A 17,137-nucleotide genomic window follows, 5' to 3' on the forward strand; every position below is an offset into this window, starting at 1 on the left:
GACGACCAGCTGCCCCGTTTCTTCCAGGATGAAACCCTTCCCCCGCACAACGTCGGATGGAATTTCACCGCCGCCGAGTTGCAGGGCGCCAAGGTTTAACGTTTTTCAACCCGTTGTCCGGGCACCATGCCGTGTCCGGACAACGACGCAGACATGCATCGTACCCCTGGCGATGGCCAGTGGACGAGCCGGGACGCCACCCCGTATCCGCGAAGGATCCGTGGCGATGATCGCGAGCGAAGGAGAACGCCGCCACAAGGCGCGTCCCTGAATATGCCTGATTTGATATAGTCCGGCGAATACGTGTCTCGATATATATAACGCTCGCGATCACCGGCGGCATGCTGAATCGATATCCCCACCCGGTCCGGACTTGGCGCCCGTCGCGCCCGGACCGGGGTCAGTGGAAAACAAGGCCTTACGGGTCATGACGCGTCGGCGGAATACGTGCGTTCCCAGGGAATGTCGTGCCTGGTTCGTGGCATTCCCCCAGGAACGCCCGTGATTTTTTGGCGCTTTCGTGTTGACGCTCCCGCAAGGCCGGAGCATCCCTTGTGGCCAGAGCAATGTGGGTTCAGCCGGGCGTCGCGTGGTCTTTCCCGGTGGACGGGTTGTTTTTTTCGTTTCGTATCCAAGGAATGAACGATGAAATTTGTTTGGATCGCCCTGGCGGGAGCCATGGGCACATTGTGCCGGTATTGGCTTTCGGGCTTGGTCTATGATTTGCTGGGGCGGGAGTTTCCCTGGGGAACCTGGGCGGTGAACATTCTGGGGGCTTTTTTGTTCGGCTTGGTCTGGATCATGGCCGAGGAGCGGGGACTGCTCTCGGCTCAGGCCAGGTTATTTATTTTGACCGGATTCATGGGCGCGTTCACGACCTTTTCGACCTTTATTTTTGAAAGTGGCGGCCTGCTCAATGACGGGCAGTGGCTGAAACTCATGCTCAATGTCGGCGGACAGAACGCGGTTGGCTTCCTGGCCCTGTATCTGGGCACGGGCCTGGGCCGGCTGGTGTAGGGAGGTGGCATGAACAAACTTGTCGATGTCAAGATAGTCAGGATTTTTTTAGATGAAGAGGCTCGCCACCAGGGCCGGCCAACCCATGAGTCCATCGTGAACGAGGCCCGGCAACGTGGCTTGGCCGGCGCCACGGTCAGTCGCGGAATCATGGGATTTGGGGCCAGCAGCTTGCTGCACACGGCCAAGATCTTGCGCTTGTCCGAAAATTTGCCGGTCATGGTCGAGATCGTGGACGTTCCGGCCCGGATCGCGGCGTTTCTTCCGGTGCTCGACAACATGGTCGAGGCGGGAAGCGTCGTGGTCGTGGATGGGCAGGCTATCTTTCATCTGCCGTTGCGTATCCGGGACGTGATGACTCCGAACGTGGCCACGGTCGGGCCCGAAACCGCCCTGGGCGAAGTTTTGGATTTGCTGTCGCGACGGGGGGTCAAGGCCGTGCCGGTCATGGATGGAGGCACGCCCGTGGGTATCATCACCGGGGGTGACCTGCTGGCCAGGGCCGGCATGCCGTTGAGTCTCGACGCGCAGTGCGCCCTGCCGACGGCCATGCGCGATGAACATGTCCGCTGTCTGGATTTCAAGAATCTGCGGGCTCGGGACATCATGACCTCGCCGGTGCGGACCATCAATATCAAGACCATGGTCCGCGATGCCCTGCGCCACATGGCCGAGGGCGGGGTGAAGCGTTTGCCCGTGGTATCCGACGATGGACACTTGCTTGGCATTGTCAGCCGGGCCGACGTGCTCGCGGCCATGGGCCATGCCTCGGTCGTGGCCGGTCATCTCGATGTCTTGCCCGAGGGCATGCACGAGTCGGCGCGGGACGTCATGTACCGCGATGTGCCCACGGCCGGATTGGACACGCCCCTGACGTCCATCCTGGAACAGCTCGTCGCCTCGCCCCTGCGTCGGGTGGTCATCATCGATGCGGACAGGAAAATTTTGGGCATGATTCATGATCGGGATATCCTGGCCCATGTCGCCCGACGCGAGGCACCTGGAATTTTGGGTGGCCTGATCAAGGCCCTGTCCCGGAGCGCCCCTGGAGGCTCGGAGCTGGCGGGAGTGGCCAAGGACATCATGGACACCGGGGTCATCACCGTGAGCCCGGACACCCCCCTGTCCAAGGTGATCCAGACATTGGTCGAACGCGGGATCAAACGTGTCGTGGTGGCGGATGGCGAGGGGCGATTGTGCGGGATGGTGGATCGGGACGCGGTCCTGAAAAGTTTGGCCGGTGGGTACTGAACCCAGCCGGCCCGGGGCTAGCTTTGGCGGGCGTTGTAAACGACCCGGCCGCTGGATCGAAACCAACGGAAGAGCTCCAGGGCCTCGGCCCGGAGCAGCCCTTCCTCGACGTCGATACCCCGTCGGGTCAGTTCGTTTTTCCAATCCGGATGAATGGGGCCTTCGTCGAAGCCGGTCAACTCCTCCAATTCCGGTCCGCTGCCGGCGATGCACAGGTGACGTATGCCGGACCAGAGCACGGCTCCGAAACACATGGCGCACGGCCGCCAATTGACCACCAATTCGTGTTCCGGAAGAGCGCCGCTACCCAGATCGTAAGTCTGTAGCCGTTTTTGGGCCAGGGACAGAGCCATGATCTCGGCGTGGGCGCTGGAGCAGCTGGTGGGCACGACCCGGTTCACGCCCATGGCCACGAGGCGACCGCTGGCTCGTTCAAAAACTCCCGCCGCGAAAGGGCCTCCCGTGTCGTGCTCGACATTGGCGCGCGCGAATTCCAGGACCAGGCGCATGCGGTCCTCGGGGTTGGGCAGGAATTCGGGAAGCTCCGCGACGCGGCGTTGGAACCAGTCCGGAGTGGTTAAAACGATTTCACAAGGATGGGGCATCATGCCTCCGTGGTTTGAGTGCGAGAGATGGAACGTCTAGAACAGGCCGCTGATCCGGCCCGTGGCGTCGATGTCGATTTTTTCCGCCGATGGTGTTTCGGGCAATCCGGGCATGCGCATCATGTTGCCGGTCAGGGGGACCAAAAAGCCCGCTCCGGCCGCGATTTCGATTTCGCGGATGGTGACCACGAAGTCGCGGGGACGGCCATGCAGCCTGGGATTGTCCGAAAGAGAGCCTTGGGTCTTGGCGATGCAGACCGGGAGATGATCCAGGCCAAGGCGTCTGATCTTGTCCAGGTCGAGCAGGGCCCCGGGCGCGTACTCCACTGCGGCCGCGCCGTAGACGCGGGTGGCGATGATCTCGATTTTTTCGCGCACGCTTTGTTTCCAGTCGTAGAGCGGTTTGTAGCGCGCATTGCAATTGTCCGCCGTGGCCGCCACCAATTCGGCCAATTCCTCGGCTCCCGCGCCGCCTTGGTCCCACCCGTCCATGATTGCGGCCTGGACGCCCATGAACTGGCAATGCTCCACGATGACCTGATGCTCCTCGCTTGTGTCCGAGGTGAACCGGTTGATGGCCACGATGGGCGTCAGGTCGAACAGGCGTACATTTTCAATCTGCTTGGTCAGGTTTTCCAGGCCGCGAGCCAACGCCTTGGCGTTGGGCACGCCCAGATGCGCCAGTTCCACTCCGCCGTGATATTTGAGGGCGCGAACCGTGGCCACCAGCACCACCGCGCACGGGTCGAGGCCGGCGGATTGGCATTTGATGTCCAGGAATTTTTCGCCACCCAGATCAAAGCCGAAGCCAGCCTCGGTGACCACGTAATCGGCCAGACACAGGCCGGTGCGGGTGGCGATGACACTGTTGGTTCCTTGGGCAATGTTGGCGAAGGGACCGCCGTGCATGATGGCCGGGTTGCCCTCCAGGGATTGGATCAGGTTGGGCTTGATGGCCTCCTTGAGCAGGGCGGCCATGGCTCCCTGGGCATTCAGGTCGCGGGCATGAATGGGCTCGCGGTGCGGCGTGAAGCCGACAAAGATGTCGCCCAGGCGGCGTTTGAGATCGGGCAGATCGTCGGCCAGGCATAAAATGGCCATGATTTCCGAGGCCGCGGTGATGTCGAAGCCCGTTTCCCGTGGCACGCCGCCCGCCAGCCCGCCCAGACCACAGATCACGCGCCGGAGCGAGCGGTCGTTCATGTCCATGACCCGTTTCCAGGCCACGGTTCGGCTGTCCAGATTCAGGGACCGCGCCTTGCTTTGAAGGTTGTTGTCGATGAGCGCGGCCAACAGGTTGTTGGCTTTTTCGATGGCCGCGAAATCACCGGTGAAATGGAGATTGATGTCCTCCATGGGCAGGAGTTGGGAATGGCCACCGCCCGTGGCCCCACCCTTGATGCCAAAGACCGGACCCAGGGATGGCTCGCGCAGAACGACCATGGCCTTTTTGCCGATGCGGTTCAGGCCGTCGGCCAAGCCGATGGACACCGTGGTTTTGCCTTCGCCGGCCGGCGTGGGGGTGATGGCCGAGACCAAAACCAGTTTGCCGTATTTGCACTGATCTTTTTCGGCCAGGCGCAAGGGCAGCTTGGCCTTGTACCGTCCGTAGGGTTCGAGTTGGTCGTCATCGAGTCCGAGCTTGGCCGCGATATCTCGGATAGGAAGCATTGTAGAGGCTTGGGCGATGTCGATGTCGGATTTGACGGCCATGGGTGTGAACCTCCGGGATCAGGGTTTTGTGGGTCGCGACGGGCAAAGGCACTGCTCCAGTTCCAGTTCCTGGCCGAAACGTTCGCGCACGGTGGCGCGGCACAGTTCGACCAGATCAAGTACGTCCTGGCAGGTGGCGTTGCCAACGTTGACGATAAAGCCGGCGTGCTTTTCCGAGACTTGGGCCCCGCCGACGCGCCTGCCCTTGAGGCCGGCCTGGTCGATGAGCTGGGAGGCATAGGCTCCCTCGGGGCGTTTGAACACGCTGCCGGCCGACGGAAACTCCAGGGGTTGTTTTTCCTTGCGCTTGGCCAGGATGTGTTTTCGCGTGGCCAGAAGTTCCTCGGGCGTGGCCCGGGGCAGGTCCCAGGTCCCGGACAGGATGACGGCGTCCCGCAATCCCGAGGATCGACGGTAACCAAAGCCACAATCGCGCTTGGGGATCTCGATGACATCGTTGGCTGGCGTCAGGATGGTCACGCTGACCACATGCTCGGATATTTCCTGGCCATGGGCTCCGGCGTTCATGAACAGGGCGCCGCCCAGGGTGCCGGGGATGCCGGACAGGCATTCGACGCCGCCCAGGCCATGGCGCGAGGCGTCCAGAACCCAGGCGTCCAAGATCGTGCCGGCTTCGGCAAAAAAAAGCGTGCCGTCGCGGCGGGTCGCCCTCATCTCGCTGGTGGAGATGATGGGCAGCAGGATTTCTCCATCCGGGAAAAGGGTGTTGGCGCCGCCGCCGTGAATCCAAAAGGGGAGGTCGCGGGCGCGATGAGAGCGCACCACGTCAATCAGCTCGGCCTGGGATTCGGGAAAATACATGTCTCGAGCCCTGCCGCCGATGCGGTAGGAGCTGTAGCGGTCAAGGGCGATGTCGTGCAAATGTTTCATGTCTTCCCGTGGGTGATGTGGCGAGTCGCGGTCGCGCGCCATTCTTGACGCGGGGACGGTTTGCGGCTAGCCCTGAATAAAAAAGCAACCAGTTGAAAATTATATGAAACTCTCGGCAAAAACACGGTATGCGTCCAGAATTCTTCTTGATCTGGCGCTGTCCGACAACGGTTCCCCGCAGCGGGTGCAGGATATCGCCGAACGGACCGGTATCACGGTTCCGTTCATAGAGCAGATCATCAAACCGCTCAAGCATGCCGGATTGGTCGTCAGCAAGCGTGGCGCTTCCGGCGGCCATCAGCTTGGCAAATCCACTGATTCCATTTCCCTGGGTGATATTGTGCGTATCATGGAGGGCTCGGCCGAATTGTCCGTGTGCCTGAGTTCTCCGGAACGGTGCGCCCGGGCCGAGGGTTGCCCGACGCGCGCGGCATGGCGCCGGGCAACCGATGCGATGCTGCGCGAACTGGACGCCATCACCGTGGCCGACCTGATGCGGAACGGTCACGAGGGCTGTCTGGGGCTGGCGATGATTTCGACGCCAACGTCACGAGGATGACACGTTTTGGGCGCATGGTTTTCACACCTGGAGGTTCCATGATTTCCGTTCCCAAGGGCTACCGGTTTTCCACCGCCAAGTGCGGTTTCAAACGTCCAGATCGTTATGATTTGGGGTTGGTTGTGAGCGAGGCTCCGGCCGTGGCCGCGGCCGTGTTCACCACGAATGCGTTTCAGGCCGCTCCCATTGTGGTCGCCCGGGACGTGCTGGCGGCCAATCCTCGTGGTGTTCGGGCCATCGTGGTCAATTCCGGCCAAGCCAACGCCTGCACCGGCCAGGAAGGTCTGGACAACTGTCGGGCCACCTTGGGGATGTTCGCGGCCCTGGGGCTTGGTGGGTCCGAAATTCTGCCCGCGTCCACCGGCGTCATCGGCGATCAGCTGAAGATGCCCTTGTGGCGCGAGGGCAGTGCCCAGATCGCGGCCAACCTGGGGACCGTGGGGCTCGTGGACATGGCCCGGGCCATCATGACCACGGATACTTTCCCCAAAATGGCTGGCCGAGAGTTGGCACTGGGGTGTGGCGAGGTGCGACTGGCCGGATTCTGCAAGGGCGCGGGCATGATCTGCCCGAACATGGCGACCATGCTTGGCTTCGTGTTGTGCGACGCTGGCGTGGATCAAACATGGTGGCAGGAGGCCTTGCGACGTTGCGTGGCCAAGAGTTTCAATGCCATCACCGTGGACGGTGACACCAGCACCAATGATTGTGTGTTCGCCCTGGCCAATGGCCTGGCCGGCACCGTCGCTATCGAGGATTTGGACCGCCTGGAAGCGGCATTGTTGGATGTCTGCCAGGACCTGGCCTACAAGATCGTGCAGGACGCCGAGGGTGGAACCAAGGTCATGCGGGTGCGGGTCGTCGGTGCCGCGACCCGGGACGACGCCGAGCTGGCCGCCCGGGCCGTGGGCAATTCGCCACTGGTCAAGACCGCCCTGTACGGTCGGGATCCCAACTGGGGCCGGATCGTGGCCGCCTTGGGTCGCAGCGGCGCGTCCTTTGTCCCCGAGGACGTGGTCGTGCGGATCGCGGGCATGACGATTTTCGAGCACGGCACTCCGGTCCAGGCCGATTGGGATAGTCTGCTGGCTTCGGCCCTACGCCGGGACAGTGTCGATATCGACGTCCAGCTCGGGGCGGGGGATGCCGAAACCATGTTGCTCGCGTCTGATTTCACCGAGGAGTACATCAAGATCAATGCTGAATACCGAACCTGATGCCGTGACCACGGTTGACCATGCCTGGAAGCGGCTGGCGGATTTTATTTTCGAATTGGGCATGTTGCGGAAGACGCCGCGCACTGGGTACCAGTTTTTGGGATCTGGCGCGGAGAACGTGGCCGAGCATTCTTTCCGCACGGCCATGATTGGCTATGTCCTGGCCTCCAAGGCCGGGGCGGATGTGCCCCGGACCGTGTTTTTGTGCCTGTTTCACGATGTGCACGAGGCACGTATCGGCGATTTTAATTACGTCAACCGTATCTACAACACCTCCAACCCGGAGCTGGCCTTGGAGCATGCGCTGGAGGGAACGGGCCTGAGCGACGCCGCCGTGGGTATGTGGCATGAACTTGAAGCCGCCGAAACCCTGGAGGCGCGGTTGGCCCAGGACGCGGATCAACTCGATTTCATCGCCAATCTGAAGGAAGAGCAGGATCTCGGCAACCCGTATGCCGCCAAATGGCTGGAGCACGCCCTGCCTCGCCTCAAGACCGACATCGCCCGCGAGCTGGCCCAGGCCATTCAGAACACGGATCAGTCCGAGTGGTGGTTTGCCCGGCCCGATGCCTCGTGGTGGCGCAGGGGGAACGGCAAGCCCCGGACGTGAGATGATCCGAATCCGCCTCTTCCAACAGCGCGCGCGGTGGATGCTTTTCTGTTTTTCCCTGTCCACGCTTCTGCATGCGGCACCGGTATGGTTTCTTTTGTTCGGTCCGGTCCACGATCCGGCCAAGCCGCTTGAAATAGATCTGAACGCCTTCAATTCATATCGGGAGCGCGTTTTTCGGGAATTAAGCCGTAACGCCCATCCCGAGGAACCGTTGCCACCCGTGCAACTGGCCGTCATGACCCAGACCCGGCCCGAACGGAAAGTCCGGCTGTCCGCGCCACTTGAGGAAGAGGATTTGACCCGGGTGCGGGTCATCCAACGGGCCATTTTGGGGCTTTGGACGAGGATGTATTGTCCGGAGGCCGGGTCCGCATTGGTTCGTCTGAATATCCTGGAAGACGGCCGTATTGGCGGCTATGCCGTGACCCGCTTGAACGGGAATGCGGAGTTCAAGGCTTTTCTGGCCTCTTTTTTAACGACGTTTCAGGCTTCGTATGCCGATCAGGCCGGTCCTGGCCGGATGATGAATCTGGAGTGTGAATTCGTGGTCAAGCCCAACGCCGCGTCCAGGGGGCGTTCATGAACGTCGCGGTCATGTCCGACACGCATTTGGAGTGTCCGGATCGGGCGCTTGAAACCGTCATGGAACGGTATTGTCGCCGGGCCGATGTGCTCTTGCACTGCGGGGATTGCGTGGGCGAGGAAACCTGGGCCTATCTGAACAGCCACCCCCGTTTTTACGCGGTCCAGGGGAACTGTGACCTGCCGCCCTTGCGTGGCGCCCTGCCCAGTTTGCGTGAAGTGGAGCTGGACGGATTCCGCCTGGGGATGGCCCATGGCTGGGGGCCAAGGTCGCGGGTGTGGGCCACCGTGGCCAGTCAGTTTCCCGGCGTGGACCTGGTTTGCTATGGCCATACGCATATCCGGGACTGGCGGCGTCTCGAAGGCGGCGGGTGGATTCTCAATCCGGGCTCTGTGTTCTGGCCCAGGAGCGGCATGGCTGGCTTGGCGATGCTGACGCTGAAACGCGGGCATGATCCGACGCTGGAATGGATCGACCTGTCGTGAACAGGGTGCGCGAAAAAAAAGCCCGGCGTGAACGTCGGGCTTTTTTGCGTGTGGTGGGGAAACGCGGTGGCGTTTAGTTTTCCAGAACTTCCGGGTTGAGGATGCGCACGTCCGCCTTGGAACGCAAGTCGGCGAGGAAGGTTTGGATCATTTGTTCTTCGGTGCGTTGGTTCAATGATTGGATCCAGAGTTCCTTTTCCTTGGCCCAGTCTTCCGCGGAAGGCGGAACGACACCGCTGGCCTTGGCCACGATGAACCCGTCTTCCACCTTGTAGCTGGACGGCAACCAGGAATCGGCCGTGGCGTTGAACGCGGCGTCGACCACTGCCGGGACCATGCCAAGTCCGGGGATGCTGCCCTGGCGTCCAAAGGACTCGGTGATGGTCAGGTCCGGGGCCTGGCCCGAGGGCAGGTTCCCGTTGGCGCGCAAGGACTCAAGAGCGGCATCGGCGGCAATCTTGGCCCGTTTCGCGGCTTCGTCCCTGATGACGATCGCCTTGATTTCGTCCTTGACCGTGTCCAGCGGTTTTGTCGTCGCGGGCGTGTTTTCGATTTTGGTGGCCAGGATATAGCCTTCGGCCAGGGGAATGGGGTCCTGGGTCGTGGCGTTGACGGCCAAATCGAACAAGGCCGCGAGATCCTCGGGTTTGAGCGCCGCCAATTCCGAGGGGGCGTTGGTTTTGGTGAAGAGTTCGGATTCGTGGACTTTGAGGCCCTGACCAAGGGATTGAGCCACGGCCTGAAGATCCGATCCGGTCAGGACCAGTTCCAAGGCTTGGTCGATGGTATCCTGCAAGATTTCCGTGGCGCGATCCTGGGCGATGGTCTCCTTGATCTCGGCTTTGACGGCATCCATGGGGGTGTATCCGGTCGTCTTGGTGTCCTCGACCTTGATCAGGTGAAAGCCAAACGCGGTTCGGATGGGGCCGCAGACTTCCCCCTTGGCCGTGGCGAAAGCCGCGTCTTCAAAAGGTTTGACCATGCGGCCGCGACCAAACCAACCCAAGGCCCCACCCGTGGATGTTCCGGATGGATCTTCCGTGAACGCGGCGGCCACATCCTCGAATTTTTTACCGGCGGTCAGTTCCGCCTGGACGGCTGCCATCTTGGCGGTGGCTTTTTCTTCTTCGGCCTGGGTTGCGTTTTCATCGAGCCGGATCAGGATATGCCGGGCGTTGACCTGTTCCTCGATTTTGTAATTTTCCTTGTGCTTGGCATAGTATGCCGCGATTTCCTCGTCCGGAACCGCCTCCTGGTTGGCCAGGGACCGTGGACTCAGCTCCACGAAGGCGACCTTGGCCGTGGCTGGCACCGTGTACTGGGTTTTGTGGGCGGTGTAGTATTCCTGGATTTTTTCGTCGGTGGCGTTGACCTCGTGTTCATGGGCCTTCCAGGGGTAGAGCAGGTAGGAGACGGTCGTCGTGCCACGTCCGTAATCGTAATAATCCCGCGCCTGATCCTCGCTGACCCGGCCGGGCAGCGCGAGATAGTTCTGGATTTTGTCCATGATCAGGTTGCGCATGAAATCGGATTCGAACTGACCGGGCGTCAGGCGGTTGCTTTTGAGCACGGTCTGGTATTTTTCCGGATCAAAGATGTTGCTGTCGTTTTGGAAAGTCGGGATGAGGTGGATTTCCTTGGCCAACTCTTCCTTGGACACGACCAAGCCAAGGGCCGTGGCTTTTTGGAGCAGGAGTTCCCGCGTGACCATTTGATTGAGAATTTGGTCCTTGAACCTGATTTGCGCCAGAAATTCGGAGGTCAGGCCCGGGTTTTGGCGGCGCGCAGTGTCCAGGTTGCGTTGCAACGTTTCCTGAAAGTCCCGGATCAGGATGGGCGCGTCGTTAACCGTGGCCACCACCGTCGTGGAATCGGTGCCGGACGGACTCATGCCAAAGGCCAATACGAAAACAGCGATGATGATGCCAAAAACAATTTTGATTCCCCAGGATTGGGCGCCCTGGCGCAAAATATCGAGCATGGATTCTCCGACGGGAAAGTCTGAGGGTTAGAGAAACGGGAAATCCGGATTTCCGGATTTCCCGTGCGAAATGTTATTTTTGCCGGTCGTTGACGGCATTGAGCAAGCCACCGGCCTTGATAATGGCGATTTCGGACTCCGTCAAATCATGGGCCAGGGCAATGACTGTTCCCGAGGATGTCCGGGCGGTCAAGGGAGCGTTCGGAGCCAGGGAGGTCAGATCGAAAGCCAGGACGTCGCCTTCGGCGAGCTGGTCGTAATCGGCCGCGCTGGCCAGGACCAGTGGCAGAATGCCGAAGTTGATCAGATTGGCCTTGTGGATACGGGCGAAGCTCTTGGCCAGCACGACGCGCACGCCCAAATGCCGTGGCGCCAGGGCCGCGTGCTCGCGGCTGGAGCCCTGACCGTAATTCTCGCCACCAAGAATGAGCCCTTGTCCGGCCTGCTCGGCCCTGGCCACGAAATCTTTGTCCACGCGCTCGAAGACATGGCGGCTGATGGCCGGAATGTTCGAGCGCAGGGCCGTGATGGCCGCGCCGGCGGGCATGATGTGGTCGGTGGTGATGTTGTCACCGACCTTGATCAGCACGGGCAACTCCAAGGTATTCGGGAGGCGGTCGAAGGGTGTCAGCGCGACGATGTTCGGCCCGCGCAGGATTTCCACGTTGGATCCGTCCTGGGGGGGATAGGCGAAAAGGTGGCGAATGGACGGTGCCCCGGCCGGGAGGGACGGCGCGGTGATGGGTTTGGTCCAGGTGGCCGGATTCGTGAACTTGCCGTTCAAGGCGGCGAAAGCGGCGGTGATGGGGCTGACGAGGTAGATTTGTCCGTCCTGGGTGCCGCTGCGACCCTCGAAATTCCGATTGAAGGTCCGGGCGCTGACGCCACCGCTGTTGGGCGAGCCGCCCATGCCGATGCATGGACCGCAGGTGCATTCCATCAATCTGCCGCCGGCATCCAGAATATGGTCGATCAACCCTTCGCGCATGAGCATTTTGAGAACTTGCTTCGATCCGGGAGACAAGAGCAAGTCCGTGTTGGCCGCGATATGCTCGCCCTTGAGAATCTGGGCCACGCTTTGCAGATCCGAGAACGAAGAGTTGGTGCAGGAGCCGATGGCCACTTGGTCGACGGTCAGGCCATCGAGTTCCGCCACGGGCACCACGCGGTCGGGCATGTGCGGCTGGGCGGCCAGGGGGACCAGGGCGCCAAGATCGATGTGGACTTCCTGATCGTAGGCGGCGTCGTCATCGGCGGCCAATGGACTGAAATCCTTTTCGCGGCCCATGAGGGTCAGGAAGGCCTTGGTTTGTTCATCGCTGGGAAAAATGGACGTGGTCGCGCCCAGTTCCGCGCCCATGTTGGTGATGGTGGCGCGCTCCGGAACGCTCAGGGTCGCCACGCCAGGGCCGCAATATTCCATGACCGCGCCCACGCCGCCCTTGACGGACAGCAAGCCCAGGAGATGCAAAATGACATCCTTGGCCGAGGCATATCCGGTCAAGGCGCCAGTGAGCCAGACCTTGATCACCTTGGGCATGGTGATGGTATACGGTTCTCCGGCCATGGCCAGGGCCACGGACAGACCGCCGGCGCCCATGGCCAGACTGCCGATGCCGCCGGCCGTGGGCGTGTGCGAGTCGGAACCGATCAGGGTTTTGCCTGGAATCGCGAAATTTTCCAGATGCAATTGGTGGCAGATACCCGTTCCCGGAGGTGAAAAGACAATGCCGTACTTGGCCGCGATGCTGCGCAGGAAGCGGTGGTCATCCGGGTTGCGGAAACCCATTTGCAGGGTGTTGTGATCCACGTAGCTGACGGACAGCTCGGTTTTGACCCGGGGGAGGCCCATGGCTTCCCATTGCAGGTAGGCCATGGTTCCGGTGGCGTCTTGGGTCAGGGTTTGATTTATCTTGATGGCCACCTCGCTGCCGGCGGCCATCTCGCCGGTCACCAGATGCGCGGCGATAATTTTACGAGTGAGATTTTGTTGCATGGAAGCTCCTTTTCTGGGGGCGTGTGGAAAAAAGGCTCCCAGCCGGAGCCGGGAGCCTCGAAACTTGGATTTACCACGTGGATTTTAAACGTCGCAAGGCAACCATCCGAAACTGGATTTCCGTGTCCATGCGAAGTTTGTCATGCTGCAGACGGAAGATTTCATCGTGAAAAAGAATGCCCCGGGCCGGATCCTCGTCGTGGAGAAGCTGCTTGACCCTGGCCTGGGCCGCGGCCTGATCGGCCCGCAAGACAGCGATTTCCTGTTCGATGGTTTCAATCTGCCGTGATGCGGATTCGTTTGCGTTTGGGCTTGTCGTCATGGGTGTCGTCGGGCTGTTCATCGGCTCGGGCCAGGTGAATGAAGTTTTGGGGTTCGGGCAGGTTCATGAAAATTTTCCAGAACCATGGCCACGCCGAGGAGATGTTATCGGCATTGGCCAGGCAGATTCCGGGATGATTGAAGGAAATCAGGGCGCAGGCCAAGGTCCAGAAAGGTCCTGGACTTTGCCACGCGCTCTCGACCGGGCGTTTGGCGGCGGGCAGGCCGAGTTTCAACAAGCCGGGTTCGATGGCGTATCCAGCACCCAGCGCTTCGAGCAGATCCTGGGCATGGTCCACGTCTTCGTGCGTGGTGTCGAGCGTGATGTGGCACGGCGCCTTGAGTCCCAGCCCCATGGCCAGGATAAGGGGCAGGTATTCCTGGCACGAGGTGATGTCGATGGCGATGCTGGACGGCCGGTTTGTCATGCGGGCCGAAATGAAATCCGCCTCGATGGTCGTGCGCAAGCCAAATTCGTACAGGATGTCCATGACGTCCTGGAGGTGCGGGGTGAGGGTGGGCCATTTGCCGCGCAAGGTCACCACTCCGTCGTTGAAAAACGGCATGACCAACAGGTGCAGGCTCATCAGCGGGTCGATGGGGATATCCGCGTGGGAAATGTCCAGACTCACTGGCGGGGCGGGTATGGTGATGGTCTGCCCTTCGAATTGGAGTTCCGGGATGTATTGCTGCAGAAAAGCGATTCCCTTGCGGAGGAGTTTGCTATTCCAATAGGTTTCGGCAAGACGGATGGTCAGCCCCGTTTTGAAGGTCGTCGCGGCGACGGCCAGGGCGAGAATGAATTTTTTCGAGATGCCGGGGGGAATGGCGATGTCTTCGGGAACCTGCCCGCTGGATTCAAGGCGTACCGGCAGGCCGTTGCTGTGGGGTTCGATGGCGGTCAGACGCGCTCCAAGCTTGGGCAGCAGATCCTGAATCGGCCGGAGATCGAGAATTTTGAGTTTGGTCGAGCCCGTGAATTTGGCCTTGGTCACTTGGCCCAGCGCCAGACAGAGAAGCAAATAAAAATGAAATTTGCTTTGTCCGGCGTACAGGATCTTGTTGTCCATGGACCAGGAGTCGGTCGGCTGGATGGCGCAGGCGTGGTTGATAAAGACTATGTTGAAGCCGCAAAGATTGAGGGCGTTGATCAATTCCAGCGAAATATCGTTCCCTTGAAATGGCGCGACATGCAGTGGTTTTGAGTTGGTCGCCCCCAAAAAGAACATCATGCTCCGCAAGATCTGGTCACGCGGCGCGTCGAGATCGATGTTGACAGGCTTTCTGCGCGGAAAAAGGCACAGCGGCTTGTCGTTGGAGGAATGCTTTTCGACCCGGGCATAGGCGAGGTTGTTGGTGAGATGAAATATTTTTTTGAGGATTTGCGGTTCGAGGCTCTCGTTCGTGGCTGTCTCGCGCCATGTTTGCCACAATTTTTTTTCTTGATTTGGGTCGGTGATGCCAAGATTCTTGGCGCGTCGAGCACCTGCGGCCCTGGCTAACAGGCCGGTGCGCGCGGCAAGAATGGATACGAGTTTTTCATCGAGTTGGGCCAGTTCCTGGGTCAGGGAGAGGGAATGATATTTGTCGGCCATGCGTCTTGCGAAGGGTACCAAAATTGGTTGATAAGTGAGTTTGTATGTTGCTGGGATGGATTAAATGTCAACTATCGCATCTAACAGGAAGAACCCTGGCTACGCAAGCGAATAATGGCCGCTCGTGCGGGATGATTTGGTTGTCATCCAAAAGTGTGACAGTTTGCACGGGACGATGACGGCACGAAGCGGTCGCGACACCGCGTATTTGCTTGAGGAGAAGGGGTTGATAAAAAAATCACAAAACAATTGACAAGATGGCGGTTGCGACGCAGAGTGCGGTCTCCATCCTGTTATTTGTGAAAATAAAAACAAACCATATTTAGGAGGATCCGCATTATGGCTCTCGTACCCGCTCATGGTGGAAAAGGTCTGGTTTGCTGTCTGCTTCAGGGTGCCGAACTGGCTGCCGAACAGAAAAAGGCCGAGACCCTGAAGAAGATTGAAATCAGCCCCCGCGCCAAGGGTGATCTGATTATGATGGGTATTGGTGGATTCAGCCCGCTGAATGGTTTCATGACCAAGGCTGATTGGAAGTCCGTGTGCGAGAATTACACGCTGGCCGATGGTACCTTCTGGCCCGTGCCCGTGACATTGGACACCGACGAAGTCGTGAAGGTTGGCGAGGAGATCGCCCTGTTCGACCCCAAGAAGGGTGTGTTCATGGCCACCATGAAGGTCACGGAAGTCTATGAAATGACGGAAGCTGACAAGAAGTGGGAAAGCGAAAAGGTTTACAAGGGCCAGGGCGAGGATTCCGCCGATGACAAGTTCTGGGAAGTGGCCCTGAAGGACCATCCCGGCGTGCAGATGGTCATGGCGCAGAAGAAGTACAATGTTGCCGGTCCGGTCAAGGTTTTGTCCGAAGGCGACTACCGTGATCGTTTCCCCGGTTGCTACATGACCCCCGCCGAGGCTCGCAAGACTTTCGAGGAAAAGGGCTGGAGCCGTGTTGCCGCTTTGCAGCTGCGCAATCCCATGCACCGTTCTCATGAATACCTGGCCAAGATCGCTTGCGAAGTTTGCGACGGCGTGTTCATCCACTCCCTGGTCGGCAACCTGAAGCCCGGCGATATCCCGGCCGAAGTCCGTATCAAGTGCATCGACAAGCTGATCGATCTGTACTTCGTCAAGGCCAACGTCGTTCAGGGTGGCTATCCGCTGGATATGCGTTACGCTGGTCCTCGCGAAGGCTTGTTGCACGCCACCTTCCGTCAGAACTATGGCGTGTCCGACATGCTCATCGGTCGTGACCACGCTGGTGTCGGTGATTTCTACGGCCTGTTCGAGGCTCAGGAGATTTTTGACCGTGTTCCCAAGAATTTGGGCGCTGGCAAGGATCTGGTCACCCAGCCGATGAAGATTGACTGGACCTTCTACTGCTACAAGTGCGACGGCATGGCTTCTCTGCGCACCTGCCCGCATAGCAAGGAAGACCGTGTCGTTCTTTCCGGCACCAAGCTGCGCAAGGCTCTGTCCGAGGGTGCCGAGGTCGTTGACCATTTTGGCCGCGATGAAGTCCTCGTGATCCTGCGCGAATACTATTCGAATTTGACCGAAAAGGTTGAAATCAAGATGCAGGGTGCTGCTTCCGGCGCCAAGATGTAATTTTGTGTTCCTGTCGCGTGGAAAGACTCCGTGTCTTTCCACGCGATCAGGGTCGGTGCGATGCTCGGCCTTGTGGCGGCATAAACAACCGGTTGACACCTACAGGGTGTATTGATAAAAGATTCACAAGCCGAGCGTTAAATTTTTCCCGTGTATTTCGGGCCTGTGGCTAAGTTGTTTTAAACTCTTTAATTGGAGGAATTATGCCAACCTTTGTTGATCCGGCAAAGTGTGATGGATGCAAGGGCGGTGAGAAGACTGCCTGCATGTACATCTGTCCTAACGACCTGATGATCCTGGACCCGGTGGAAATGAAAGCCTATAATCAGGAGCCGTCCGCTTGCTGGGAATGTTATTCCTGCGTTAAAATTTGTCCCCAGGGTGCCATCACCGCTCGTCCCTACGCTGACTTTGCTCCCATGGGCGGTACATGTATCCCCCTGCGTGGCGCCGAAGATATCATGTGGACTGTACAGTTCCGGTCTGGCGAAGTTAAGCGTTTCAAGTTCCCCATCCGCACCACTGTTGAAGGTTCCATCAAACCCTTCGATGGCAAGCCCGAAGGCGCTGATCTTGAGAGCGAACTTCTGTTCACTGAGGCCACGCTGAAGGCACCCAAGGAAGCCTTGGGCAAGAAGATCGAAGTTGGTGAAGCTGACCTGAAGGTCACTTTCAAGTCCGCCGTTGCCTAGTTGGCGCTTT

Annotated in this window: 15 protein-coding genes; 9 read left to right on the forward strand and 6 right to left on the reverse strand. The window is 59.7% G+C overall.

Features of this window, described 5'->3' with window-relative positions; genetic code table 11:
* Positions 1-645 precede the first annotated feature (645 nt).
* Both crcB and EOL86_01940 read left to right on the forward strand, forming a co-directional pair.
* A complete protein-coding gene (gene crcB, locus EOL86_01935) occupies positions 646-1,017 on the forward strand; it encodes a fluoride efflux transporter CrcB (GenBank protein NCD24343.1) in 372 nt (123 codons plus the stop codon).
* A 9-nt stretch (positions 1,018-1,026) separates the two neighbouring features.
* Positions 1,027-2,268, forward strand: coding sequence for a CBS domain-containing protein (locus EOL86_01940; protein ID NCD24344.1), 1,242 nt, complete (start codon positions 1,027-1,029; stop codon positions 2,266-2,268).
* 17 nt (positions 2,269-2,285) lie between these two features.
* On the opposite strand, the gene EOL86_01945 is transcribed toward EOL86_01940, so the two are convergent.
* Genes EOL86_01945 through murB form a run of 3 tightly spaced genes read right to left on the reverse strand, consistent with a single transcriptional unit; the run spans position 2,286 to position 5,519 of the window.
* The gene (locus EOL86_01945; protein ID NCD24345.1) at positions 2,286-2,876 is read right to left on the reverse strand and encodes a nucleoside deaminase; all 591 of its coding nucleotides are present in this window, start codon (positions 2,874-2,876) and stop codon (positions 2,286-2,288) included.
* Positions 2,877-2,909: 33 nt separating this feature from the next.
* A complete protein-coding gene (locus EOL86_01950; GenBank protein ID NCD24346.1) occupies positions 2,910-4,586 on the reverse strand; it encodes a formate--tetrahydrofolate ligase in 1,677 nt (558 codons plus the stop codon).
* 18 nt (positions 4,587-4,604) lie between these two features.
* Positions 4,605-5,519 (reverse strand): UDP-N-acetylmuramate dehydrogenase, encoded by a 915-nt coding sequence (gene murB / locus EOL86_01955; protein ID NCD24347.1) that lies wholly within the window; start codon positions 5,517-5,519, stop codon positions 4,605-4,607.
* A 61-nt stretch (positions 5,520-5,580) separates the two neighbouring features.
* On the opposite strand from murB, the gene EOL86_01960 reads away from it, so the two are divergent.
* Genes EOL86_01960 through EOL86_01980 form a run of 5 tightly spaced genes read left to right on the forward strand, consistent with a single transcriptional unit; the run spans position 5,581 to position 8,934 of the window.
* A complete protein-coding gene (locus EOL86_01960; GenBank protein ID NCD24348.1) occupies positions 5,581-6,036 on the forward strand; it encodes an Rrf2 family transcriptional regulator in 456 nt (151 codons plus the stop codon).
* A 38-nt stretch (positions 6,037-6,074) separates the two neighbouring features.
* Positions 6,075-7,253, forward strand: a complete 1,179-nt coding sequence (gene argJ, locus EOL86_01965) for a bifunctional glutamate N-acetyltransferase/amino-acid acetyltransferase ArgJ (GenBank protein ID NCD24349.1) — start codon at positions 6,075-6,077, stop codon at positions 7,251-7,253.
* Positions 7,234-7,863, forward strand: coding sequence for an HD domain-containing protein (locus tag EOL86_01970; protein ID NCD24350.1), 630 nt, complete (start codon positions 7,234-7,236; stop codon positions 7,861-7,863). The genes argJ and EOL86_01970 overlap by 20 nt, the downstream gene beginning before the upstream one ends.
* Before the next feature lies 1 nt (position 7,864).
* Positions 7,865-8,449 (forward strand): hypothetical protein, encoded by a 585-nt coding sequence (locus EOL86_01975; GenBank protein ID NCD24351.1) that lies wholly within the window; start codon positions 7,865-7,867, stop codon positions 8,447-8,449.
* Positions 8,446-8,934, forward strand: a complete 489-nt coding sequence (locus tag EOL86_01980) for a metallophosphoesterase (GenBank protein NCD24352.1) — start codon at positions 8,446-8,448, stop codon at positions 8,932-8,934. The genes EOL86_01975 and EOL86_01980 overlap by 4 nt, the downstream gene beginning before the upstream one ends.
* 73 nt (positions 8,935-9,007) lie before the next feature.
* Here the strand turns inward: EOL86_01980 and EOL86_01985 are convergent, their stop codons facing one another.
* The 3 genes from EOL86_01985 to EOL86_01995 form a co-directional block, all read right to left on the reverse strand.
* Positions 9,008-10,915: a hypothetical protein gene (locus tag EOL86_01985; protein ID NCD24353.1), complete on the reverse strand. Its 1,908-nt coding sequence runs from the start codon at positions 10,913-10,915 to the stop codon at positions 9,008-9,010.
* Positions 10,916-10,988: 73 nt separating this feature from the next.
* The gene (locus EOL86_01990; protein NCD24354.1) at positions 10,989-12,911 is read right to left on the reverse strand and encodes an aconitate hydratase; all 1,923 of its coding nucleotides are present in this window, start codon (positions 12,909-12,911) and stop codon (positions 10,989-10,991) included.
* A gap of 275 nt (positions 12,912-13,186) precedes the next feature.
* A complete protein-coding gene (locus EOL86_01995; protein ID NCD24355.1) occupies positions 13,187-14,827 on the reverse strand; it encodes a hypothetical protein in 1,641 nt (546 codons plus the stop codon).
* Between the two features lie 339 nt (positions 14,828-15,166).
* On the opposite strand from EOL86_01995, the gene sat reads away from it, so the two are divergent.
* Positions 15,167-16,435: a sulfate adenylyltransferase gene (sat, locus tag EOL86_02000; GenBank protein NCD24356.1), complete on the forward strand. Its 1,269-nt coding sequence runs from the start codon at positions 15,167-15,169 to the stop codon at positions 16,433-16,435.
* 203 nt (positions 16,436-16,638) lie between these two features.
* Complete coding sequence (aprB, locus tag EOL86_02005) at positions 16,639-17,127, forward strand: adenylyl-sulfate reductase subunit beta (protein NCD24357.1); 489 nt, start codon at positions 16,639-16,641, stop codon at positions 17,125-17,127.
* Positions 17,128-17,137 lie beyond the last annotated feature (10 nt).

The organism is Deltaproteobacteria bacterium, assembly GCA_009930495.1.
Lineage (GTDB): Bacteria > Desulfobacterota > Desulfovibrionia > Desulfovibrionales > Desulfomicrobiaceae > Desulfomicrobium.

Bases quoted from the DNA above. Each gene is read 5' to 3' on its own strand.
- EOL86_01950 (NCD24346.1), bottom strand. From the start codon at position 4,586: ATGGCCGTCAAATCCGACATCGACATCGCCCAAGCCTCTACAATGCTT.
- sat (NCD24356.1), top strand. From the start codon at position 15,167: ATGGCTCTCGTACCCGCTCATGGTGGAAAAGGTCTGGTTTGCTGTCTG.
- EOL86_01960 (NCD24348.1), top strand. From the start codon at position 5,581: ATGAAACTCTCGGCAAAAACACGGTATGCGTCCAGAATTCTTCTTGAT.
- EOL86_01985 (NCD24353.1), bottom strand. From the start codon at position 10,915: ATGCTCGATATTTTGCGCCAGGGCGCCCAATCCTGGGGAATCAAAATT.
- EOL86_01980 (NCD24352.1), top strand. From the start codon at position 8,446: ATGAACGTCGCGGTCATGTCCGACACGCATTTGGAGTGTCCGGATCGG.
- EOL86_01995 (NCD24355.1), bottom strand. From the start codon at position 14,827: ATGGCCGACAAATATCATTCCCTCTCCCTGACCCAGGAACTGGCCCAA.
- EOL86_01970 (NCD24350.1), top strand. From the start codon at position 7,234: ATGCTGAATACCGAACCTGATGCCGTGACCACGGTTGACCATGCCTGG.
- argJ (NCD24349.1), top strand. From the start codon at position 6,075: ATGATTTCCGTTCCCAAGGGCTACCGGTTTTCCACCGCCAAGTGCGGT.
- EOL86_01940 (NCD24344.1), top strand. From the start codon at position 1,027: ATGAACAAACTTGTCGATGTCAAGATAGTCAGGATTTTTTTAGATGAA.
- crcB (NCD24343.1), top strand. From the start codon at position 646: ATGAAATTTGTTTGGATCGCCCTGGCGGGAGCCATGGGCACATTGTGC.
- aprB (NCD24357.1), top strand. From the start codon at position 16,639: ATGCCAACCTTTGTTGATCCGGCAAAGTGTGATGGATGCAAGGGCGGT.
- EOL86_01990 (NCD24354.1), bottom strand. From the start codon at position 12,911: ATGCAACAAAATCTCACTCGTAAAATTATCGCCGCGCATCTGGTGACC.
- EOL86_01945 (NCD24345.1), bottom strand. From the start codon at position 2,876: ATGATGCCCCATCCTTGTGAAATCGTTTTAACCACTCCGGACTGGTTC.
- EOL86_01975 (NCD24351.1), top strand. From the start codon at position 7,865: ATGATCCGAATCCGCCTCTTCCAACAGCGCGCGCGGTGGATGCTTTTC.
- murB (NCD24347.1), bottom strand. From the start codon at position 5,519: ATGGCGCGCGACCGCGACTCGCCACATCACCCACGGGAAGACATGAAA.